The organism is Paenibacillus sp. 2TAB19 (assembly GCF_052115185.1).
Classification (GTDB): domain Bacteria; phylum Bacillota; class Bacilli; order Paenibacillales; family Paenibacillaceae; genus Pristimantibacillus.
In genome coordinates this window covers 1-20,791 of the sequence record NZ_JBFRGE010000096.1, presented here as the reverse complement: position 1 = coordinate 20,791, position 20,791 = coordinate 1, and the positions used below count along the sequence as shown (strand labels likewise).

Here is a 20,791-nt window from a genome sequence, read left to right as displayed (position 1 = left end):
CTTGCAGGTGTCGTATTCACGTTCTATATGCTATCGGGCTATGGCCTGCATGCGGTTGGTCTGGAGCTCGATGCCATCGCTGCCGTCGTCATCGGCGGAACGCTGCTTACGGGCGGTTTCGGCTATGTCCTAGGGACGTTCTTCGGCGTCATGATTCAAGGCGTCATTCAGACGATTATCAGCTTCGAAGGAACGTTAAGCTCTTGGTGGACGAAGATCGTCATTGGGCTGTTGCTGTTTCTGTTCATCGTGTTCCAGCGGCTGCTTAGCGCTAGACGCTCCATTCACAAAATTTAAGAAAACGAGTTCGCGCTGTCTCGCGGATAGGTTAGATCTAATGTACAATGGAGCTAAAAAAGATGCAGCATGGGAACTAAGGTTGCGGAAGCGGGGGACATGGTTGAAGCGTAGGCTGCGATGGTACATATTTGGTCTTGCAATCGTTATTCTTCTAGCAGCTTCGGGTTGCTTGGCGGGAGACAATAACCCTTCCAATGAACAAGCGCTAGAAGCTGAATGGCAAAGTCAAAATAATACGGAAGAGCCATCAGCCGAGGCATATCCGCCAGCCCGTCCGTTGGTACTGGGCTTCTCTCAGCTGGGTTCGGAGAGCGATTGGAGAGAAGCGAACACGACCTCCATTAAGGAAGCGGCCGAAGAAGCGGGCATCGAGCTGCTGTTCGAGAATGCCGAGCAGTCACAGGAGAAGCAGTTCGAGGCTATCCGCTCTTTTATCGAGAAGCGCGTTGACGTCATTGCTGTTGCACCGGTCGTTCATTCGGGATGGGACGAAATATTGAAGGAAGCGAAACAAGCGGGCATTCCCGTCATTATAACCGATCGCTCTATCGATATTGACGATCCGTCCTTGTATGTTACACATATCGGTGCGGATTTGTACGAGGAAGGCGTGAAGGCAGGCAAATACTTGCTCGATAAGATGCGCGACCAACAAGCGCCGATCGGTTTTGTGGAGCTGCGCGGGACAGAGGGCTCATCGCCATCGATCCAGCGAGGCAAAGGGTTTCAGGACACGATTACGGGCCACGACGAATATAAGCTGCTGGATAGCAAAGCGGCCGACTTTACGATGGAGAAGGGCAAGGAGGTCATGAAAGGTTTCCTGCAGGAGCATGGAAGCGAGATTCGAGTATTGTTCGCCCATAATGACGATATGGCGCTAGGGGCAATCGAAGCAATTGAGGAATACGGACTTCGTCCGGGCAAAGACATCGTTATCATCTCGGTTGATGGCACGCGAAAGGCGTTCGAGAAGCTGGTATTAGGCCAAATTAACTGCGTTGTCGAGTGTAATCCGCTGCTCGGACCGAATGTGATGCAGGCCGTTCAGGAGCTTGCTGCAGGCCGAACGCTGCCGAAGCGGATCGTCTCGTCCGAGAGCGTATTTACGGAGCAGATGGCGGAGAAGGAAGTCGGGAATCGCAAATATTGAGGGTCGAGGATGACTTATATGACTCGAATGGACAGGAGAGCGCGGTAGATGTGCTCTTCTTTTTTTGCGCGCGATCACATAATTCCAGCTTTTTTGTAAAACATGGTAACAGAGGCAGGTTGACTCAAAGAACAAATGAGAAGCTGAGGTGCATGGTTGATGAAGACTCGTTCACGATTATTATGGCCGATAATCGCAGTGTTGACTGCGGCTTCGACTGCCTGTCTCCTGCTTGGCTTCGGTTGGGMGGTCAAGGACATGCTCTACCCGTCAACAGCAGCGGTAACGCCTGGACGAACCGAACAACCGGAAGCAAGCGGAGCGCTGCCGCTTGAGAAAGCAAAGGAAATAAGGATTGTCGCTTTTGGCGACTCGTTAACGAAGGGAACCGGGGATACGTCAGGTGAAGGTTATGTGAAGCTGACGGCAGCCGGTCTGCAAGAAAAGCTGGGCAAGCCGGTTCGCATCGTCAATAATTTGGCGATTAACGGCATGTTGACCAGCGAGCTGAGCAAGAAGCTGGACCTTGGCAGCGGATATCGGCAAGCTATATCAGGTGCGAATCTCATCCTGTTCACGATTGGGGGCAACGATCTATTTCAATCTGCCAGAGCAGCCAACAAGGGGCGACCGATGTCTRCGCTGCAAATCGCATCAATAATGACTGCGTTAACGAAGACAATGGACGACTTCGAGAAGATCGTGAATGCAACAGATGCGATAAATGCCGATGCGACAATCGTATATATCGGCTTATACAATCCCTTTTACGATGTAGAGCAGCTTAGGAATGGCAGCCTGGAAGTGCAGYGATGGAATATGAACGCCTATTCCATTCTGCATAAGCATCCTAATATGATGATGATTCCAACGTTCGACCTATTCGAACGTCAGATTGGGAAGCGGCTGTCAGAGGATCATTTTCACCCGAATCATGAAGGGTACAAGCAGATAGCCGAACGTATTGTGAGCGGATTGGAATAAGGCTCGAAGAGGACGGAGAGAGCAATGAAGGAAGCAGTGCTGGCGGTACATCGACTTCACAAGAAGATTAGAGGCAAGACGATTATTGAGGATGTCAGCTTCGAGATCAGGGAGGGCGAAATATTCGGTTTTCTAGGTCCGAACGGATCCGGCAAGACAACAACGATAAGGATGCTTGTCGGACTTATTAAGCCTACGTCGGGAACGGTGCGAATCTGCGGTCATGATATAGCGGGGCATGCCGAGCAAGCGCTCAGTCATGTCGGATGTATTGTAGAAAATCCCGAGGTCTATACTTATTTAACAGGCTGGGACAACTTGCTCTTCTCTGCCCGCATGTTGGATAACGTTACTGAGGAGCGTATTAGAGAGGTTGCCCGGATCGTCCAGCTTGACGACCGCATTCATCATAAAGTGAAAACGTATTCGCTTGGCATGCGCCAACGATTAGGTATCGCGCAAGCGCTGCTGGGACARCCTCAGCTGCTCATTCTCGATGAGCCTACGAACGGTCTCGATCCGAAAGGGATTAAGGAGCTTCGCGAATTTATTAGGCAGCTTGCCGCAGATGGATTAAGTGTAATGATCTCCAGTCATTTGTTAAGCGAGATTCAATTGCTTTGCGACCGTGTCGCTATCATTAGCGAAGGAGTTGTCATCGCTGAAGGTTCCGTAGAGGACCTTGTGGAGAAGGCGGAAAGTTATGTGGTTTGGCAGTTGGAAAAGCCGGAAGCCGGAAGGAAATTGCTTGAGGAGACGGGACAGGTACACTTCGTCTCTGATCATGAGCATCGGTTGGATGAGGCAATTCTAGCTTCACTGCCCGGCGCTATTGTAACAGTGATGTCCAAGGAGCTTATAGCACCGATGATAGAAACACTCGTTCAGCATCAAGTCGGCGTGCTTGCGGCGCTGCCAATCGCACCGACACTTGAAGAGCTGTTCCTTAGCATGACAGGGGGCGAAACGCTTGCATAAACTGTTGCCTCTCATCCAGAATGAGACATTGAAGATTTGGAAGAAAAAAAGATTTTACGTCATTATCGCGATATTGTTAGCTTTAATTCCTATTTTCACCTATGCTGAGCTTAAGGTTGCTCAGAATAATGCCGATAAATTTACGGATTGGCGAAGTCAAGTGCTGCAGCGGATGACCGATATTGAGAATACGCTGTCCAGCGACCGCATTCCCGAGGAATGGAAGCGCGGCAGACGCGTTCTTCTCGGACAGCTCCAATATTATTTGGATCATGATGTTGACCCAAGCGCTCCCAATGCGGTTACGTTCACAAGAGGATTTCTGAACAATTCGGTAACGCTTTTTATTCCGCTGCTCATACTCGCGCTTGGATCGGATTTAATATCCGGCGAGAGGACGAGCGGGACGATCAAGCTGCTGCTCACAAGGCCGGTTCGGCGATGGAAGGTGCTGTTCAGCAAGCTATGCGCCTTAGTCCTATATGCATCGTTGACAGTTGTCGTAACGGCATTGTTGTGCTATGGTATTTCAGGCTTGTTCTTTGGTTATGAGGGCTGGGGCTTGCCAATCTTCACCGGGTTTCGAATGGCTCACGGAACGATTGACAGCAGCGGGGCGCATGCCGTTCCGCAATGGCAATATATGCTGATGCAAGCTGGACTTGTCTGGTATTCCGCGATAATCATAGCGGTTCTAGCACTCATGGTGTCGGTACTTATACGCAGTACGGCGGCAAGCATGCTGACGATGATGGCAGCGATCATCACTGGCACGATTCTTTCTAATATGTCTTCCTCGTGGACGAGCGCGAAATATTTGTTCGCTGTTAACTTGAATCTAACGGGTTACCTTGARGGGTCGCCGCCGCCGATTGAAGGAATGTCGCTCCCGTTTTCCCTTGTCGTGCTTGCGATTTGGGGGATTTGCGGATTGATCGTTTCCTTTGGCGTCTTTACGAAACAGGACATCTTGAATTAAAATAGCTTGAAGATACGAGAAACGTGATTTTGGATTGGGGGACGCTCATGTCAGAGCAAATAGATCTCTTCACAAATACGACGGCCCAAGACCGTAATTATGAGGCCGATGATATACAAGTCCTGGAAGGCTTGACGGCAGTCCGCAAGCGTCCGGGCATGTACATAGGCAGTACGAGCAGTTCCGGTCTTCACCATCTTGTCTGGGAAATCGTCGACAACGCGGTGGACGAGCATCTCGCCAAGTTCTGCTCGGCGATTGATGTGACACTGCATAAGAACGGTTCGATAACGGTACAAGACAACGGGCGCGGCATTCCGACCGGCATGCATAAGACCGGTATTCCGACGCCGCAGGTTGTGTTCACGATCTTGCATGCGGGAGGCAAGTTCGGCGGCGGGGGATATAAGAAGTCGGGCGGCTTGCACGGTGTAGGCGCATYGGTTACGAATGCATTGTCTGAGTGGCTTGAGGTGGAAATCTTCCGCGATGGCAAAGTACATAAGATGCGGTTCGAATATTGGGTCGACGATAAAGGCAAAGAGCATGTCGGCGAGCCTGTTACCGGTCTAGAAGTGACCGGAACGACGAACCGGACGGGAACGAAGGTAACGTTCAAGCCTGATGCCCGCGTATTCCAAAGCGGAACATCCGTCAGCTACGACACCTTGTCGGAGCGTTTGCAAGAAATTGCCTTTCTGAACTCAGGACTCAAAGTATCGATTAAGGATGATCGAAGCGGGAAGCAGGACGTCTTCCATTATGAGGGCGGAGCGCGCCAATTCGTACAATTTTTGAACGATGACAAGACGGTGCTGCATGAAGTCATTCATTTCGCGGGTGAACGCGACGAGATTGAAGTGGAAGTAGCGCTGCAATATAACGACGGGTACACCGAGACGATCGCTTCCTTCGTTAACTCGATCCCGACACGCGGCGGCGGTACGCATGAGACCGGCTTCAAGACGGCCTATACCCGCGTAATGAACGATTATGCGCGCAAGGCAGCGCTCTTGAAAGAGAAGGACAAGAACTTAGAAGGCAATGATCTTCGCGAAGGCATGATGGCAGTCATTAACATTAAGATGTCCGAGGTTGAATTCGTCGGTCAGACGAAGGATCAGCTCGGCAGCGCATCGGCTCGAAGCGCGGTTGACGCGGTTGTCTCGGATAAGATGCAGGTGTTCCTTGAGGAAAATCCGCAGGTTGCGCAGATGCTGCTGAAGAAAGCGGTACAAGCGTCAAGGGCCCGCGAAGCAGCCCGCAAAGCGCGTGAAGAAATTCGCAGCGGCAAGAAGAAGAGCGAGAGCTCCAATCTAGGCGGCAAGCTGACACCGGCGCAATCGAAGGACGTCACTCGCAATGAGCTGTTTATCGTCGAAGGCGACTCGGCTGGCGGTTCGGCTAAGCAAGGCCGCGATTCGAAGCATCAAGCGATATTGCCGCTCAAAGGCAAGCCGATGAATCCGGAGAAGGCGAAGCTTGTCGACATCTTGAAGAACGACGAGTACAAGGCGATTATTGCGGCGATTGGCGCAGGCGTCGGACCGGAGTTCGAAGCCGAAGAGAGCAATTACAACAAAATCATCATAATGACCGATGCCGATACGGACGGCGCGCATATTCAGGTGCTGCTGCTTACGTTCTTCTATCGTTATATGAAGCCGCTTATCGACACTGGCCGCATCTATATCGCTCAGCCTCCGCTCTACAAGATTACTCGCAAATCAGGCAAGCTGGAGACGGTTAGATACGCTTGGACGGACGAGCAGCTGCAAAATTACTTGAAGGAATACGGCAAAAATTATGATCTTCAGCGTTACAAAGGACTCGGCGAGATGAACCCCGATCAGCTTTGGGAAACGACGATGGACCCGGAATCGCGCACGCTGCTTCAAGTGCAGATCGAAGACGCCGCGAAGGCGGAGCGTCGCGTATCGACGTTAATGGGAGACAAGGTCGATCCGCGCAAGCGCTGGATTATCGAGAATGTCGACTTTACGGAATACGAAGAGTAGGGGGAAATTGACGTATGAGTATGCTGGAACAGTTTTTGCCGGCGTTTCTGGAAGAAGTCGTAGGCGACCGATTCGGTCGCTATTCGAAATATATTATTCAAGATCGTGCAATTCCCGACGTGCGCGATGGCTTGAAGCCGGTACAACGCCGTATTTTATACGCGATGTACGATTCCGGCAATACGCCGGACAAGCAATATCGCAAGTCGGCCAAGACGGTCGGCGACGTAATGGGCAACTATCATCCCCATGGCGACTCATCTATCTACGATGGAATGGTGCGGATGGCTCAGCCGTGGAAAATGGCGCATACGCTCGTCGACGGACATGGCAACTGGGGCTCTCAGGATGATGACCCGCCGGCGGCTATGCGTTATACGGAAGCAAGACTATCGCCTATCGCGATGGAATTGCTGCGTGATATCGATAAGCGAACGGTCATGTTCAAGGACAACTTCGATAATACGACGAAGGAGCCGGTCGTGCTGCCTTCGAGGTATCCGAATTTGCTCGTTAACGGGGTTAGCGGCATCTCCTCCGGCTTCGCGACGGAAATCCCGCCTCATAACCTTCGGGAAATTATCGATGCCTGTATCGCCGTCATGGCTCGTCCAGACACGACGCTGGAAGAGCTGATGACAATCGTCAAGGGACCTGACTTTCCTACCGGCGGTATCATCATGGGCGAAGAAGGTATACGTGACGCTTATGCGACGGGCAAAGGCAAAATCTATCTTCGTTCGAAAACAGTCATTGAGGATATGAGAGGCGGCAAGCAGCAGCTTGTCATTACCGAAATTCCGTATCAAGTCGTGAAGTCGCGTCTTGTAACGGCGATGGAGAACATCCGGCTTGAGAAAAAAGTGGAGGGCATTGCCGAAGTTCGTGACGAGAGCGGCCGGAACGGCCTGCGTATTGTTGTCGAGTTCAAGAAGGATGCCGATGCGCAAGGCATTCTTGCCTATCTGCTGAAGAAGACGGACCTTCAGGTTGCCTATAGCTTTAATATGGTTGCAATCGTTAATAAGACGCCTCAGCAGCTTGGTATCAAGCAAATGCTGGACGCTTATATTGCTCACCAAAAAGAAGTGGTTACTTATCGGACGAAATACGAGCTTGAGAAGGCTGAAGATCGCGCGCATGTCGTAGAAGGTCTCGTTAAAGCGCTTAATCTGCTCGATGAAGTAATTGCGACAATCAAAGCGTCGAAAAATCGTGCCAATGCGCAAGAGAATCTCGTTGCTAAGTTCGGCTTCACCGAGCGTCAAGCAGACGCGATCCTGACGTTGCAGCTCTATAGACTGACGAATCTAGAGATTACGTCGCTTGAGAAGGAGCTTAAGGAAGCGCAGAAGAAAATCGCTTACTTGCGTTCCATTCTCGACAGCGAGAAGAAGCTGATCGGGGTCATTAAGGATGAATTGATAGAGATCCGTGATAAATACGGCATCGATCGTCGCTCCGATATCCGCGGCGAAGTAGAGGAGCTTAAAGTTAACCTTGAAGTTCTCGTAACTCCTGAGGATGTGCTAGTGACGCTTAGCCAGCAGGGCTACATTAAGCGGACTAGCATGCTGTCGTATACGAGATCCGGCGGCGAGATTGACAATGCTGGAGTCAAGGATGGCGACGTCATTCGTGAGCTGCTGCCGGTCAACACCATCGACAATCTGCTGCTGTTCACGCGCAAGGGTCAATATTACTTGTTGCCTGTCCATCAAATTCCTGAGTTCAAGTGGAAGGATGCCGGCACGGCGATCGTCAACATCGTACCGATTCCGAAGGATGATTCGATTATAAGCGTCATTCCGGTGAAGGACATGAATGCGGCGAATGTGTCGCTCGTCTTCGTGACGAAGCGGGGGCAAGTAAAGCGTACTGAGCTGAAGGAATATGCAACAACAAGGTCTACAGCGGTCGCGGCTTGCAAGGTTGCCGAGGGCGATGAGCTGATCAAGGTCGCGCTGAGCGACGGAGAGAAGCAACTATTGCTGGTAACGAAAAACGGCATGAGTATCCGATTCGTCGAGGCGGAAGTAAATCCGATGGGCAGAGTAGCAACTGGCGTAAGAGGGATCCAGCTCAAGGACGACGATGAGCTTGTTGCCGCCGAGTGGGTTGCCGACGATGAAGGCGAAGTGCTGGTCATCTCCGATATAGGTTATGCGAAACGTTCGCTGTTGCTCGATTATCCGATTCAAGGACGGGGCGGCAAAGGCGTACAAACGTTCGAGTTCAAGGAAGGCAAGCGTGTTCGTCCGAATGGCGCAACGATTGCGGCTGCATTCTACTGCCGCAATCCGCTTGATATCGTTGCGATTACGACTTCAGGAGCGAAGCTGCAAGTCAATTCCGAGCAAGCGCCAATCGAGGATCGCAAGTCGATCGGCAGACTTATGATCCCGGTAGACAAAAACGATGTTATCGTTTCCACTTTCGTTCGGACGACGATCGAAATCAATCAAAAGGCCGATTAGGAGGGTCGAGCTTCTCGATCACTTCCAATAAAGCCTCTAACATGACCCACAATGGCACCGGTTCATCCGGTTTCTCCAGCCATTGCGGGTCTTTTATTATGCCTTGAGCCTTTGCCTTTCGGATAATTTCCGCAATTTTCTGGTCCACGTTGGATCACGCTCCTCATAATCATCCATCGATTTTGCCTTCGCCTACTAAGGAACTAGAGGCATTCACACAGTACTGGGCCTTCGTCACATTGTATGTCTAATGCTGTCAAAACGTTCGGCATTTTATCGATTAATCTCGCAAATTATTAATTAGATTAATCTTTTATTCGACATTGAACACTGCTATAATAAAACTACGAATAGGTGAAAATTGCCAGGAGGGTGTGAGATAATGGTATCTGATGAATTTACCAAGTTGTGGACGAAGCTGTCGCGCGAGTGGAAAACCAGTTTGGAAGAATCGCTTGCTCCTTTAACGGAAGGCCAGTTGAATGTGCTGGAGCTGCTAATGCAGCATCAGCCGATGAAGCCATCTGACCTGCTGCAATATTTGGCTACAACGCCAGCTGCAATTACGACGCTGCTGGATCGGATGGAGCGCAATGAATTGATCGTACGTACTAGAGACGACAATGACYGTAGAATTGTGTGGGTAAACGTATCGGAGAAGGGACAAGCCGAGGCGGGGAGAGGTTCTGCTCTGCGCGGCGAAATGATCGGGCAATCGTTGGACCGCATATCTGCGCATAATCAACAGCTGCTTGTCTACTTGCTGGGGAAAGTCGCTAACGCATAGATGAATCAAGATGTACATATAAGCTGCCCCTGCTTGGGCAGCTTATTTCATGTTCCTATTAAATGGATTTAAGGAGGACGATCATGAGCGTTGAGATAGAAGCTGCAAGCTCTCCCGGCATACGAGGAACACGAACAATGAAAGCGTTGGTCTATGAATCCTACGGATCACCGGAAGTGCTCCGATTGGAAGAAGTAGATGTCCCTGTGCCGAAGGATCATGAAGTATTGATCGAGGTTCATGCGGCTTCGGTCAATTCCTGGGACTTTGATCTCCTCCGCGGGCAACCGTACATTACCCGCCTTGGCGGGCTGCGCAAACCTCGTTACCGCATTCTTGGAGCGGACATCGCGGGGCGTGTAATCGCCGTAGGTGCCGCTGCCAAGCGATTCCGACCGGGGGACGAAGTATTCGGAGACCTTTCCGGCTGCGGCTGGGGCGGATTTGCCGAGTATGTAAGTGCCAACGAGGAGGCTTTGACGCTAAAGTCTGCGAGGCTAAGCTTCAATCAGGCAGCGGCTATTCCTCAGGCTGCCGTTCTAGCTTTGCAGGGCATGCGCGATAAAGGAAATTTGCGAGAGGGTCATCGGGTGCTGATCAATGGGGCTGGTGGAGGAGTCGGTACGTTTGCCGTCCAGTATGCCAAATTGCTCGGGGCAGAAGTGACCTGTGTCGATAGAGCCGAGAAACTGGATATGCTGCTTTCCATCGGGGCGGATTATGTGTTGGACTATATGAAAGACGACTTCACCGCAAGCGGTCTTCGATACGATCTGATCCTCGATGTCGTCGGGAACCGTTCAGTCTTCGCGATGAGGCACACGCTTACGACAGACGGCACGTATGTGATGATCGGCGGTCCAATGCCTCGCATTCTCCTGACTCTATTAGCAACACCGCTGTCTGCTTGGCTTGGAAGGAAGAAAGCAGCGGTCCTCGTGCATAAGCCGAATCACGACGACCAAATGATTTGGAACGCTCTTGGCGAAGCGGGCCAAGTCGTGCCTGTCATTGATCGGCAATATCCGCTATCCGACGCGGCTCAGGCACTCCGATATTTTGGAGAAGGCCATGCGAAAGGGAAAGTTATCATAAGCATGAAAAACGAATAAACGAAAAGAGCGGCAATCACGGACATTATTTCTCGTCCCTGGTTGCCGCTGTTTATTGATACTTATTTCATAGAGTCCAGTCGTTTGCGAAGCATTTCGTAATCTTTCCTCAGTGTCGCGAAATCGGTTTTTGTTAACATCGGATCAGATGCGGCGGTAACCGTCTGCTCGAGGGGCAATATACGATAACGGAACGCATTGTCAGGCTTATAGCGGTGAACCCAGGTCGGGATCGACTCGACTTCAGATAGCTCGATGGAGCCGTCGGTCATATTTTTGCGAATATGAACTTTATAAATGACGCCGTAATCTTTGGAATCGCCGCGCTGGTTCGAAATGAAATTGCCCATGGAATATATAATAAGTGCTTTTCTTGGTTGGCCGTTCTCGCCGGTCGTTTCGATAACTTCGTAAGGCTGCACCACATGCGGGTGTGAGCCTGCAATAATGTCCGCTCCGGCTGCAACGAGCGACCTGGCAAGCTGCTTCTGCTCCTCGCTTGGCTGCGTCTGATATTCATTGCCGAAGTGGAGCGACACGGTAACGAAGTCAGCACCCGCTTCACGCAAACGCTTCATATCGGCTATGATCTTCTGTTCATCAATCATATTGACCAAGTAGTCTTTGCCAGTCGGAATTGGAATACCGTTCGTGCCGTACGTATAAGCGAGCAGTCCCATCTTGATCCCGTTGCGCTCAGCGATGAGCAACTGATCGGCTTCCTGCTGTGAAGAGGCTGTTCCCGTATGCTCTATCCCGTAATCCTTTAGCGTTTCTAACGTCCCTAGCACGCCGCCTTCGCCTTTATCAAGGGAATGGTTGTTAGCAGTCGTCAGCAGGTTGAAACCAGCGTTTTGGAGGGCCTCAATCAGTTCTGAAGGCGCATTGAAGCTTGGATAGCCGGTGTAGCCGTATTTTTTGCCTGCGACAGGTGTCTCCAAGTTCGCAATGACCCAATCTCCTTCTGCAAATAAAGGCTTCACTTCAGTGAAGTACGGATTGAAGTTGTACAGCTTCGTCGCTTGATCGTAAGAGCCCGGTAGCTGCGGCGAGTGCATCATGATATCGCCTACTGCCATCCATACAGCCTCCGAAAATACGGGCTGCGGCGGCTCGGTCGGCGCAGGCGTCGGAGGTTCGGTAGGTTCTGGCGTTGGTTCATGAACRGCGGTTGGAGATGGGCTTGGCTGTTCGGTCGTGTCGGTGTCTCCGCTCGTATAGCTCCAATAAATAAAAACAATTCCTGCTATCGCTAATACAAGCAAAATCGATTGAAAAATAATAAGCCGCTGTCGTGATCGCTTACGTCGCATAGTAGGCTAGTCCTTCCTATTCAGGCGTAATGAGAAGAGTAGAGGCACGCACCAACTGATCGGTAGACCACCAGTCCCAGCAAGCAGAACCGCTAGGGGAGGAAGTGAATAACAACTCTTCTTTCGTAACCGGGTGCTCTACGGATATGGAGGTAGACCATAACGCGATATCGCTTATGCCGGCTGTCTTGGCTGCCCCGTACTTCAGATCGCCTACGAGCGGGCAGCCGATATGCGACATTTGTGCTCTGATTTGATGAGGTCGACCGGTGTGCAGCCGAATAGCGACAAGCGCATGTTTGCCGGATGAAGCGGCGACCTGGTAGGAGAGGATCGCTTCCTTAGCGTCCTCTGCAGGTTGGTTATAGACCGTTACTTGATTTCGCTTCGTGTCTTTGCGAATGTAGTGCTTAAGCGTAGCCTGCTGCTCGGAAGGCGTACCCTGCACGATGCATACGTACGTCTTTCCGAAGCTGCGGCTCCGAATGCTCTCCGATAGTCTCGAAGCAGCCTTCGATGTCTTGGCGAACAGCATAGCGCCGCCAACCGGTCGGTCCAAACGGTGGACGAGGCCAAGAAACACGTTGCCAGGCTTATTGTAGCGTTCCTTCAAGTCCTGCTTCAGCAGCGTAAGCATATCCGGATCACCCGTCTCATCCTCCTGCGAAGGGATGCCGGGAGGCTTCACAACGACAAGCAGATGATTGTCTTCGAATAATACTGGAATAGACATCAGTTGGACTCCCAGCGTCCCAATATGCCGCATGGCAAGTTAAGGCCGGACTTTGTTATCGGCAAGCCAATCTCGCCGCAGTTGATCTCGCCGCCAAACTTGGATTTCATCGTAATGTGCAGCAGGTTATGCAGGACAGAAGGAGACAGTCCCGTCGTATAGGAATTAATCAGCATGAACAACGGCTTGTCCGACAAGATCGACATGCAGGATTGGAGGAACGGGAATAAATTCTCTTCCAGCTTCCATGTCTCGCCGTTCGGGCCGCGGCCATAGGATGGTGGGTCCATGATGATGGCATCGTATTGGCGGCCTCGACGCTGCTCGCGTTGTACGAATTTGAACACATCGTCCGTTATGTAACGTATCGGCGCGGACTCCAGGCCAGATAGCTGTGCATTATCTTTCGCCCATTGCACCATGCMTTTGGCTGCGTCTACATGGCATACGTCAGCGCCTGCAGCAGCAGCTGCTACAGTTGCTCCGCCGGAATAGGCGAATAGGTTAAGCACGCGGATAGGACGGCCTGCAGAACGGATCTTATCCATCATCCAGCTCCAGTTAACGGCTTGCTCCGGAAATAGTCCGGTGTGCTTGAAGTTGGTAGGCTTGATATGGAATGACAGCTCCCCATAAGAGATCGTCCAACGTTCAGGAAGCCCTGGGCTCATGACCCATTGTCCGCCGCCGGAGTTGCTGCGGTGATAATGTCCATCCGGCTTCTTCCATAGTCCGCTCTCATCGGCAATCGGCCAAATGATCTGCGGATCGGGCCTGCGCAATATATGGCTGCCCCAGCGCTCGAGCTTCTCGCCGCCGCCTGTATCTATAACTTCATAGTCTCTCCATTGATCTGCAACATACATGTTTGTTCGTAACCCTTCCCTGACTTCAAATTTGTATTATAATCATGTCATCGATTATTATATCGAAGCATCACTTATGAATCAATGAAACGAACGATTTGGAGGCTGGTATTTATTCAGAAGCAAATGAAAGGTTGGATTGCCGTTCTAGCGGCAGCCATTATTGTTTTCGCTCTGCTCGCAGTAACGCTGCCAAGCAGCGGGGGAAGCGCCATGGATCAGAGCGTTCAGCGCGCTATGGCGAATTGGAAAGGGGATGGAGCAACGGCGCTGTTCAAGCTGTTCTCCTATGTGGGATCGACGGCGGCCATTGCAGGCATTACGCTGCTCGCTTCGATACTGATTGCCTGGAAACAAGGGATGTGGAGAGGCGTATCGATCATTGGTTCCGTACTCATTGCCTTTATTACGAATTCATTATTGAAACATTGGTTTGACCGAGTAAGGCCCGAGGAAGCCTGGGGGATCACCTCTGACGGAGCAAGCTTCCCAAGCGGAAACGCGATGCTGGCTATCGTCATGTTCGGCATGATCGCATTATCGATTGCACAGTCTCGTACCGCAGGCAAGGGGATCAAATGGGTGGTTTGCATAGCGGCGGTGCTAGTCATAGCAATGATGGGCCTTAGCCGGGTTTATTTTCACGTCCATTACGCATCGGATATAATCGGCGGCTTCGCGGCTGGAATTGCYGTCCTATCATGTGTACAAACGGTTTTACTGTTAGGCAACAAAAAGTAAGGAGGTGTAAGTACCAATGATGAGCTTTGAATGTGAATGCGGCAATACGACCCGTTTCTTCGCGACAGGGGATCGTGACGAGCAGGGACGGGAGTATATCGAGGTGGAGGACGAGGATCGGCTAACGGTTATATTCGGGGATGACAGCGTGCTGTTTCGTTGCATGTTTTGCAACTATACATACAGATTGCAAAAATTTTAAAGCAGAATGATACAACTTTATACGCGAGCGAAATTGAAAACTTCTCCTTTCGGAGCATGATAAACATCGAACTATGCTGGCGGAGCGCATCACACTGTGTTTTCATATGTCGTTACGACAGAGCAGCTTGTGGACTGGGCCGAAATGGTCGGCGTCGAATGCGTCGTGATCGGCAAAGACACAACGCTTCGCCAGTTCCGCAACGAGCTTCGTTGGAACGATCTTAGCTACCGTCTGCGTCAATACTTCCGTTTATCCCAACCGTCTGCGGCTTCAGCGCCGCAGGCGGTTTTTTTGGTCATTTCTGCCAAGCAGTAGGTCATATATTGATGCGAAGTCCTATGCAAGAGAGGAGATTGCGAACGTGAGCAATGACCAAGTGCGATACTATGCGCCATTTATAAGTCCTACCGACCCGTGCCCGCCGATTCGGATCAAAAGTTACAGTGTCCCCCCGCAGTTATTCATCCCATTTCAGCCTCCCAATCTGCAGCAATTCCATCCCTTCGATGCTTTAAAACACGGGACGTTGTGGCCGGCACTGTACAGTCCATACAGCTCAAAGCAAATGAGAGGCGAAGTAGGTGACAGCGATGCACAAGCAGTTGGATGATGAGTACTATAGGCTGCTCCACGAGCTGCAAGTTATCGATTTTGTCCTAGTTGAGCTTAACTTATATTTAGATACGCATCCTTGGGATACGGCCGCCATACAGCAATACAACCACTGTGCCCAAAATAGGCGTCAGGTTGCCCAGCTTTTCGAATCCAAGTACGGTCCGTTAATGAATTTTGGACATAGCTATTCCGGTGCGCCATGGCAATGGAATGACACGCCATGGCCTTGGCAGGTGTAATTCGGATCGATGCTGGGGAGGGAAATAGTCGATGTGGGTGTATGAGAAAAAACTGCAGTACCCGGTTCGAGTGAGCAAATGTGATCCGATGATGGCGAAGTATCTGATGGAGCAGTATGGCGGGGCAGACGGGKAGCTTGCCGCAGCGCTGCGTTATTTGAATCAACGCTATACGATACCGGATAAGGTAATCGGATTGCTGACAGACATCGGAACCGAGGAATTCGCGCACCTTGAGATGATCGCCACCATGATCTACAAGCTTACGAAGGACGCCACACCGGAGCAGATGAAAGCAGCGGGGCTCGGCGATCACTATGCCGCTCATGATAACGCTTTGTTCTACCAGAACGCATCGGGCGTGCCATTTACTGCTTCTTACATCCAAGCAAAAGGAGACCCGATCGCTGACCTCTACGAGGATATCGCGGCCGAAGAGAAGGCGAGAGCTACTTATCAATGGCTGATTGATATGACCGACGACGTTGACTTGCAGGACAGCTTGAAGTTTTTGCGTGAGCGTGAGATTATACATTCGCTCCGATTCCGCGAAGCGGTGGAGATATTGAAAGAGAAGCGGGACGAGAAAATCTTCTATTAGGCCGTACAATTGTGATCAAAGTTATTAGAGATGAAGTCAGAGAGGTAAGAGTGAGAGGGGTGCCTTGATATTCCTACGGCAGCCCTCTTTTGATAAAACTACCGTTTCCCGTAAGTTTAACAAATCACTGAGTTACGCGAGTAATTAAATGAATCAGCATTATCGCAGGTCAATAGAAACCACAATAACTCCTCGAGAGATGGCGTGTTAATCATAGTATTTCATGTCGGCCAATACTTCGTTGTACAAGCCAAAGGGATGAGGGTGGTTTTATCCCAATTCTGATAACATGCCGTCAGTTAAGACCTTCATCTTTGCTAATGATGAATCAGGCTTCTCAATCAGCATTATTTTTTCTTCTGTCTCRGTATCAGTGATAGTTTTGGTACAAGCACTTAAGATCAAAACAAGGATAAGAATAAAAGCAACTTTTAAGTGTGGTCTCAAACTCTTGCTATTCAATATCAATCACTTCAATCACTTCCAATCAGATAGATCGTAAAGTGCGTCACTTCATCTCCTTGAAAAAAGATCCCGTCTCGCCGGCCAAATCATTTACTTTCTTTTCARGTCCAAGCTCTTCCATCTGCTGTTTGGACCAATTAAAGCGTAGTAATTCAAAATCATGTACCTTCGTCGGCCCGTCGGTCCGACCAGCCATTTCCCAAACGGCAGCTTTTCTAGCAGACTGGTCAAACCGATCGCGCCTGCCACAACCAATGCAAACGTAATCAACGCGATAATAAGAGCGGTACGTGATTACCCCCGCCCAAAAACCGCCTGTCGAAGCGGCCCAGCCTGGCATTTTGTAATAGGACAGCCACAATAGCGCGCCGTACATCAGCACGAGCGCCATGGAAGCCCATGCAACCCGGTGGAAGGATCTCACTTCCGGATGAGGGAGCAGACGTTCCCGGAACGATGTCATCGCCTTGGAAAACAGCCGAAGGCTGCATCAGATTGGATCCGATAACCCCTTCCACCGCGATCCAGTAAATAATCGTCCAGCATAAAGGGGATAAACATTAGAGGAAGATGAACGAGGGTGTATATAATATTAAAAAATTGTCAACTTAATCCATTTTATTGCTGCCGGGTATTTCCCATGTCGTCCGGTATCAAGCGTGGCACACAAACGAGCCTGCCGAAATGTTGGATCAATAGAAGATGTTGGGGCAAGCTCATATGCTTTCCCTAACATTTTCAATATATGAAATAAGCTAGAAAGTTGTAAGTGGAATGCCCGGGAAGCTCCCGTTCACTGCTTCAGCAAAGAGAGACATTCCAGCTATCCTGCTGCCGCTAGGAACAAGAGGGGCTATTGAGGGATTCATTGGATAGCCGTTTCCGTTAAACTGCGCGACATGATAGGCAGGCTGACCGCTGCCACCCCCGAATACTGGCATGATGATGTCATGCCAGCCATTGGACATGAGACTACTACTGATGATCGGCGGCTGAACGTGAATTTGGAGACAACGACGTAATCGCCGTCAGGATTGTCTTGTTTGAGTATAACGGCGCTGCAGCCGCCCGATCCGCATAACGTAGACCCCTTCAATTAGACAATGACTTCAGGCACCTGATCGCCATCGAGGTCGATGCGGTTGTAGTAGTAATTCAACTAATCTACACCTTGCGCAAGTCCGTAAAAGGTTGAGATTGTCTTCTCAGGCTTAACATCCTTCGTCCTTTCTGAAGGAACGGATTGAATGGAAGACAGGTCTACCTCTTGACGGGCATTTATTTTGCGCATCGTCAGAACATAAGTTGCTCCATTGTAATTATAAATGGTCGATGTTTCCTCGAGGMTTGTAATTCCACTTCACAACGGCCAATGCTTTGAAGTATGCTTGCACCATAGGAGACCATGCAACGATTATCTTCGAGATTGAAGAATCTAAACGTAACGCAGGAGGTCATAATATGAACTTTAGCGGCAAGTCATATCGCGGTAACTATACGAAGGAAATATCGTTCCCGCTCGGCGGAATCGGCACGGGGAGCATCGGCCTTGCCGGGAACGGAAGACTGATCGACTGGGAGATATTCAATCGCCCCAATAAACGAAGCTTCAACGGCTTCAGTCACTTTGCGGTGAAAGCAGAGCATGACGGCAAGTTGATAGACGCGAGAATATTGAATGGAGATCTTCAATCTCCATATATGGGAGAGCCTGTTCGCGGAGGCGCGTTTCACAGCGGATACGGCTTCGGCCCGGAGAGCCATACAATGGGGGGAATGCCGCATTTCGAGGATATGGTATTCGAAGGCGGATTCCCTCTAGCGCGACTCTCGTTCAATGATCAACGATTTCCGGGAAACRTAATCCTTCAAGCTTTCAACCCGTTCATTCCTCTGAACGATAAGGATTCCAGCATTCCATGTGCCATGTTCGAGATTGAATTCACTAATCCATTGCCTTATGATGTGACCTACACAGCTGCACTCACGATCTCCAATCCGAAGCCTACAGAGCAGATCGTTAACCGTTATCATTCCAAGGAAGGTATCCATCATCTGCAATTAGGCTCGGAGCAATACGGTCAAGATGATCCGTTGTTTGGCGACCTTACGATGGCCACCGACGAGACCAATGTCAGCTATCAGGAGTTTTGGTACCGGGGAGGCTGGAGCGACAATCTCGAAATGTATTGGCGGGATTTCGCCAAGCCCGGTCCGTTCATTAACCGGAATTATGCACCTGAGCAATCGCCTCATCCCCGTCACAAGGACAATGCTACGCTTTCGGCTCATGTAGAGCTACGTCCGGGGGAGACACGCAAAATTCGTTTCGTCCTGACCTGGAACTTCCCGAATATATACAATCATTGGAATGAAGAGCCGGTCAATCGCACCGTTTGGAAAAATTATTACGCCACTATATTTGAAGACTCTCTTGCCAGCGCCGATTACGTGCTCCGTAATTGGGAACGGTTGCTAGGTGATACGCTGCTTTTCCGGAAAGCGCTGTCATCGTCAACACTTCCGCCTGTCATTCTAGAGGCAGTAGAGGCTAATTTATCCGTATTGAAATCGCCAACTTGCCTTAGGTTGACGGACGGAGCATTTTACGGCTTCGAAGGCTGCATAGAGGACGTTGGCTGCTGCGAAGGTTCTTGCACGCATGTATGGAATTACGCTTATGCGCTCCCTTTCTTGTTTCCATCTCTCGAGCGCAGCATGCGTTCATTGGACTTCCGTTACAATAACCGAAACGACGGCAATATGGCGTTTCGTCTTATGCTTCCACTGGGTCGTCCTGCTGAGATGTTCCGCGCGTGCGTCGATGGACAAATGGGAGGCGTAATCAAAGCATACCGCGATTGGAAGCTATCCGGCGATAATGATTGGCTGGCATCTCATTGGAGCGCGATCAAGCAATCGATAGAATTCGCATGGTCGGAGCATAATCCGGACGGCTGGGACGCCAATAAGGACGGAGTGCTGGAGGGAAGACAGCATCATACCCTCGATATGGAATTGTTCGGGCCAAGCGCATGGCTGAACGGCTTCTATCTTGCCGCATTGAAAGCCGGCGCTGAAATGGCGGAGTATTTTGGCGAAGAGGCGAAAGCGAAGGAATACTTGGATTTGTTCCAACAGGGCAAAGCATGGGTCGACCAACATTTGTTTAACGGCAGCTACTATATGCAGCAGATCGACTTGAGAGAGCGTACATTGTTGGACAAATTCGATAGCGGACAATCCCTCTTCCAAGAAAGCGCGACTGCTGCTTACTGGAACGATGAAGTAGGCGAGATCAAATATCAAATCGGAGAAGGCTGCGGCATTGATCAGGTCGTCGCGCAATGGCATGCGAACTTATGCGGCCTTGGCGAAATATTCGATGGAGGACAAACAAAATCCGCCCTTAAATCACTTTTTCATCATAATTTCAAATCGATGCGCGATATTGCCAACCCGTGGCGCTTATTCTCACTTAATGACGAAGCGGGATTAGTCATTTGTACGTGGCCCGATGAAAAGAAGCGCCCTGTGGTTCCTTTAACGTATTCAACGGAAACGATGACCGGCTTCGAATACCAGGCTGCTTCGCATATGATACAGGTTGGCTTAATTGATGAAGGAATTGCGATCGTCGCATCAATTAGACATCGATATGACGGGGAGAAGCGTAATCCGTGGAATGAAATGGAGTGCGGAAGCAACTACGCGCGAGCGATGGCCAGCTATTCGTTGTTATTGTCATATAGCGGATTTCAATACGACTTAAGGCTAAATAGGATTGGATTTCATCCTGTCCAGATCGATAACGGCGAGTTCCGAACATTTTGGTCCGTTGACAGTGGATGGGGAGATTTCCATTTGGACAAATCCTTAGCTGTGCTGAGTGTTGCTGCCGGGAAGCTTGTCCTGCAAAGCTTCACGCTGCCTAACATGAACGAGTCAGTGAACTGCAAAGTGATATGGAACGAAGTGGAACAATCGTATGACGCGCCTAAAGGCGTGTTGACATTGCACGAACCGATCATCATACAGACAGGGATGTCATTCAGGATGGAGTGGGATCCAATTAATTTGTAAAAGTATGATTTCTATCTTGTACAAATGTGATATTATAGCGTTAGTAGTCATAGGACTTTAGTTCTAATTTTTTAATCGTTCGTATATAGAAAAGATGTAGGGGAGGATTTATCTTCTTACTATGATGAACGAAATGTTTATC

At 50.2% G+C, this 20,791-nt stretch carries 21 protein-coding genes and 1 pseudogene; 17 read left to right on the top strand and 5 right to left on the bottom strand.

All coding sequences use genetic code 11. The annotated features are described in order from the left end of the window. From AB4Z33_RS27275 to gyrA, 7 genes are all read left to right on the top strand, one after another. The coding region (locus AB4Z33_RS27275; RefSeq protein ID WP_442052918.1) for an ABC transporter permease subunit at positions 1-297 on the top strand (297 nt) is incomplete at its 5' end. Between the two features lie 103 nt (positions 298-400). Then, the gene (locus AB4Z33_RS27270) at positions 401-1,453 is read left to right on the top strand and encodes an ABC transporter substrate-binding protein (protein ID WP_442052917.1); all 1,053 of its coding nucleotides are present in this window, start codon (positions 401-403) and stop codon (positions 1,451-1,453) included. A gap of 159 nt (positions 1,454-1,612) precedes the next feature. Beyond that, on the top strand, positions 1,613-2,437 hold the full coding sequence (locus AB4Z33_RS27265) for a GDSL-type esterase/lipase family protein (RefSeq protein ID WP_442052916.1): 825 nt from the start codon (positions 1,613-1,615) through the stop codon (positions 2,435-2,437). Between the two features lie 24 nt (positions 2,438-2,461). Further along, positions 2,462-3,415 (top strand): ABC transporter ATP-binding protein, encoded by a 954-nt coding sequence (locus AB4Z33_RS27260; protein WP_442052915.1) that lies wholly within the window; start codon positions 2,462-2,464, stop codon positions 3,413-3,415. After that, the gene (locus AB4Z33_RS27255) at positions 3,408-4,394 is read left to right on the top strand and encodes an ABC transporter permease (RefSeq protein WP_442052914.1); all 987 of its coding nucleotides are present in this window, start codon (positions 3,408-3,410) and stop codon (positions 4,392-4,394) included. The genes AB4Z33_RS27260 and AB4Z33_RS27255 overlap by 8 nt, the downstream gene beginning before the upstream one ends. 47 nt (positions 4,395-4,441) lie before the next feature. Next, positions 4,442-6,412 carry a DNA topoisomerase IV subunit B gene (gene parE, locus AB4Z33_RS27250; RefSeq protein ID WP_442052913.1) on the top strand — a complete coding sequence of 657 codons (1,971 nt, stop codon included), beginning with the start codon at positions 4,442-4,444 and terminating at the stop codon, positions 6,410-6,412. Positions 6,413-6,426: 14 nt separating this feature from the next. After that, positions 6,427-8,889 (top strand): DNA gyrase subunit A, encoded by a 2,463-nt coding sequence (gyrA, locus tag AB4Z33_RS27245; protein WP_442052912.1) that lies wholly within the window; start codon positions 6,427-6,429, stop codon positions 8,887-8,889. On the opposite strand, the gene AB4Z33_RS27240 is transcribed toward gyrA, so the two are convergent. Beyond that, the gene (locus AB4Z33_RS27240) at positions 8,870-9,037 is read right to left on the bottom strand and encodes a hypothetical protein (RefSeq protein WP_442052911.1); all 168 of its coding nucleotides are present in this window, start codon (positions 9,035-9,037) and stop codon (positions 8,870-8,872) included. The two genes, gyrA and AB4Z33_RS27240, sit on opposite strands and share 20 nt — an antisense overlap. A gap of 234 nt (positions 9,038-9,271) precedes the next feature. Here AB4Z33_RS27240 and AB4Z33_RS27235 point away from each other — a divergent pair, with 234 nt between their 5' ends. Then, positions 9,272-9,676 (top strand): MarR family winged helix-turn-helix transcriptional regulator, encoded by a 405-nt coding sequence (locus tag AB4Z33_RS27235; protein WP_442052910.1) that lies wholly within the window; start codon positions 9,272-9,274, stop codon positions 9,674-9,676. A gap of 83 nt (positions 9,677-9,759) precedes the next feature. Beyond that, on the top strand, positions 9,760-10,788 hold the full coding sequence (locus AB4Z33_RS27230; RefSeq protein ID WP_442052909.1) for an NAD(P)-dependent alcohol dehydrogenase: 1,029 nt from the start codon (positions 9,760-9,762) through the stop codon (positions 10,786-10,788). Positions 10,789-10,850: 62 nt separating this feature from the next. On the opposite strand, the gene AB4Z33_RS27225 is transcribed toward AB4Z33_RS27230, so the two are convergent. From AB4Z33_RS27225 to AB4Z33_RS27215, 3 genes are read right to left on the bottom strand one after another with little or no spacing between them, the layout of a single operon-like run. Next, positions 10,851-12,101, bottom strand: coding sequence for a CapA family protein (locus AB4Z33_RS27225; RefSeq protein WP_442052908.1), 1,251 nt, complete (start codon positions 12,099-12,101; stop codon positions 10,851-10,853). Between the two features lie 16 nt (positions 12,102-12,117). Continuing rightward, positions 12,118-12,834: an RluA family pseudouridine synthase gene (locus AB4Z33_RS27220; RefSeq protein WP_442052907.1), complete on the bottom strand. Its 717-nt coding sequence runs from the start codon at positions 12,832-12,834 to the stop codon at positions 12,118-12,120. Further along, positions 12,834-13,700 (bottom strand): class I SAM-dependent methyltransferase, encoded by an 867-nt coding sequence (locus AB4Z33_RS27215; RefSeq protein ID WP_442052906.1) that lies wholly within the window; start codon positions 13,698-13,700, stop codon positions 12,834-12,836. Before AB4Z33_RS27215 ends, AB4Z33_RS27220 begins: the two co-directional genes overlap by 1 nt. 126 nt (positions 13,701-13,826) lie before the next feature. Between AB4Z33_RS27215 and AB4Z33_RS27210 the strand changes: the two genes are divergently transcribed. From AB4Z33_RS27210 to AB4Z33_RS27185, 6 genes and pseudogenes are all read left to right on the top strand, one after another. Continuing rightward, entirely contained in the window at positions 13,827-14,441 is a 615-nt protein-coding gene (locus tag AB4Z33_RS27210) for a phosphatase PAP2 family protein (protein WP_442052905.1), read from the top strand. Positions 14,442-14,457: 16 nt separating this feature from the next. After that, a complete protein-coding gene (locus tag AB4Z33_RS27205; RefSeq protein ID WP_442052904.1) occupies positions 14,458-14,643 on the top strand; it encodes a hypothetical protein in 186 nt (61 codons plus the stop codon). Positions 14,644-14,715: 72 nt separating this feature from the next. Then, positions 14,716-14,877 (top strand): annotated as a pseudogene (locus AB4Z33_RS27200) (L-arabinose isomerase); the annotation flags it as partial. Positions 14,878-15,007: 130 nt separating this feature from the next. Further along, complete coding sequence (locus AB4Z33_RS27195; protein WP_442052903.1) at positions 15,008-15,256, top strand: spore coat associated protein CotJA; 249 nt, start codon at positions 15,008-15,010, stop codon at positions 15,254-15,256. Then, positions 15,237-15,500: a spore coat protein CotJB gene (locus AB4Z33_RS27190; protein ID WP_442052919.1), complete on the top strand. Its 264-nt coding sequence runs from the start codon at positions 15,237-15,239 to the stop codon at positions 15,498-15,500. The genes AB4Z33_RS27195 and AB4Z33_RS27190 overlap by 20 nt, the downstream gene beginning before the upstream one ends. Before the next feature lie 31 nt (positions 15,501-15,531). Then, the gene (locus AB4Z33_RS27185) at positions 15,532-16,101 is read left to right on the top strand and encodes a manganese catalase family protein (protein ID WP_442052902.1); all 570 of its coding nucleotides are present in this window, start codon (positions 15,532-15,534) and stop codon (positions 16,099-16,101) included. 508 nt (positions 16,102-16,609) lie between these two features. Here the strand turns inward: AB4Z33_RS27185 and AB4Z33_RS27180 are convergent. After that, complete coding sequence (locus AB4Z33_RS27180; protein WP_442052901.1) at positions 16,610-17,029, bottom strand: hypothetical protein; 420 nt, start codon at positions 17,027-17,029, stop codon at positions 16,610-16,612. A gap of 436 nt (positions 17,030-17,465) precedes the next feature. Here AB4Z33_RS27180 and AB4Z33_RS27175 point away from each other — a divergent pair, with 436 nt between their 5' ends. Both AB4Z33_RS27175 and AB4Z33_RS27170 read left to right on the top strand, forming a co-directional pair. Continuing rightward, positions 17,466-17,588 carry a hypothetical protein gene (locus tag AB4Z33_RS27175; protein WP_442052900.1) on the top strand — a complete coding sequence of 41 codons (123 nt, stop codon included), beginning with the start codon at positions 17,466-17,468 and terminating at the stop codon, positions 17,586-17,588. 439 nt (positions 17,589-18,027) lie between these two features. Next, positions 18,028-20,649 carry a GH116 family glycosyl-hydrolase gene (locus tag AB4Z33_RS27170; protein ID WP_442052899.1) on the top strand — a complete coding sequence of 874 codons (2,622 nt, stop codon included), beginning with the start codon at positions 18,028-18,030 and terminating at the stop codon, positions 20,647-20,649. Positions 20,650-20,791: the final 142 nt, after the last annotated feature.

What these genes read in the sequence shown, in the direction of transcription:
- AB4Z33_RS27230 (WP_442052909.1), top strand. Translation starts at nt 9,760, where the DNA reads ATGAGCGTTGAGATAGAAGCTGCAAGCTCTCCCGGCATACGAGGAACA.
- AB4Z33_RS27205 (WP_442052904.1), top strand. Translation starts at nt 14,458, where the DNA reads ATGATGAGCTTTGAATGTGAATGCGGCAATACGACCCGTTTCTTCGCG.
- gyrA (WP_442052912.1), top strand. Translation starts at nt 6,427, where the DNA reads ATGAGTATGCTGGAACAGTTTTTGCCGGCGTTTCTGGAAGAAGTCGTA.
- AB4Z33_RS27220 (WP_442052907.1), bottom strand. Translation starts at nt 12,834, where the DNA reads ATGTCTATTCCAGTATTATTCGAAGACAATCATCTGCTTGTCGTTGTG.
- AB4Z33_RS27175 (WP_442052900.1), top strand. Translation starts at nt 17,466, where the DNA reads ATGATAGGCAGGCTGACCGCTGCCACCCCCGAATACTGGCATGATGAT.
- AB4Z33_RS27190 (WP_442052919.1), top strand. Translation starts at nt 15,237, where the DNA reads ATGCACAAGCAGTTGGATGATGAGTACTATAGGCTGCTCCACGAGCTG.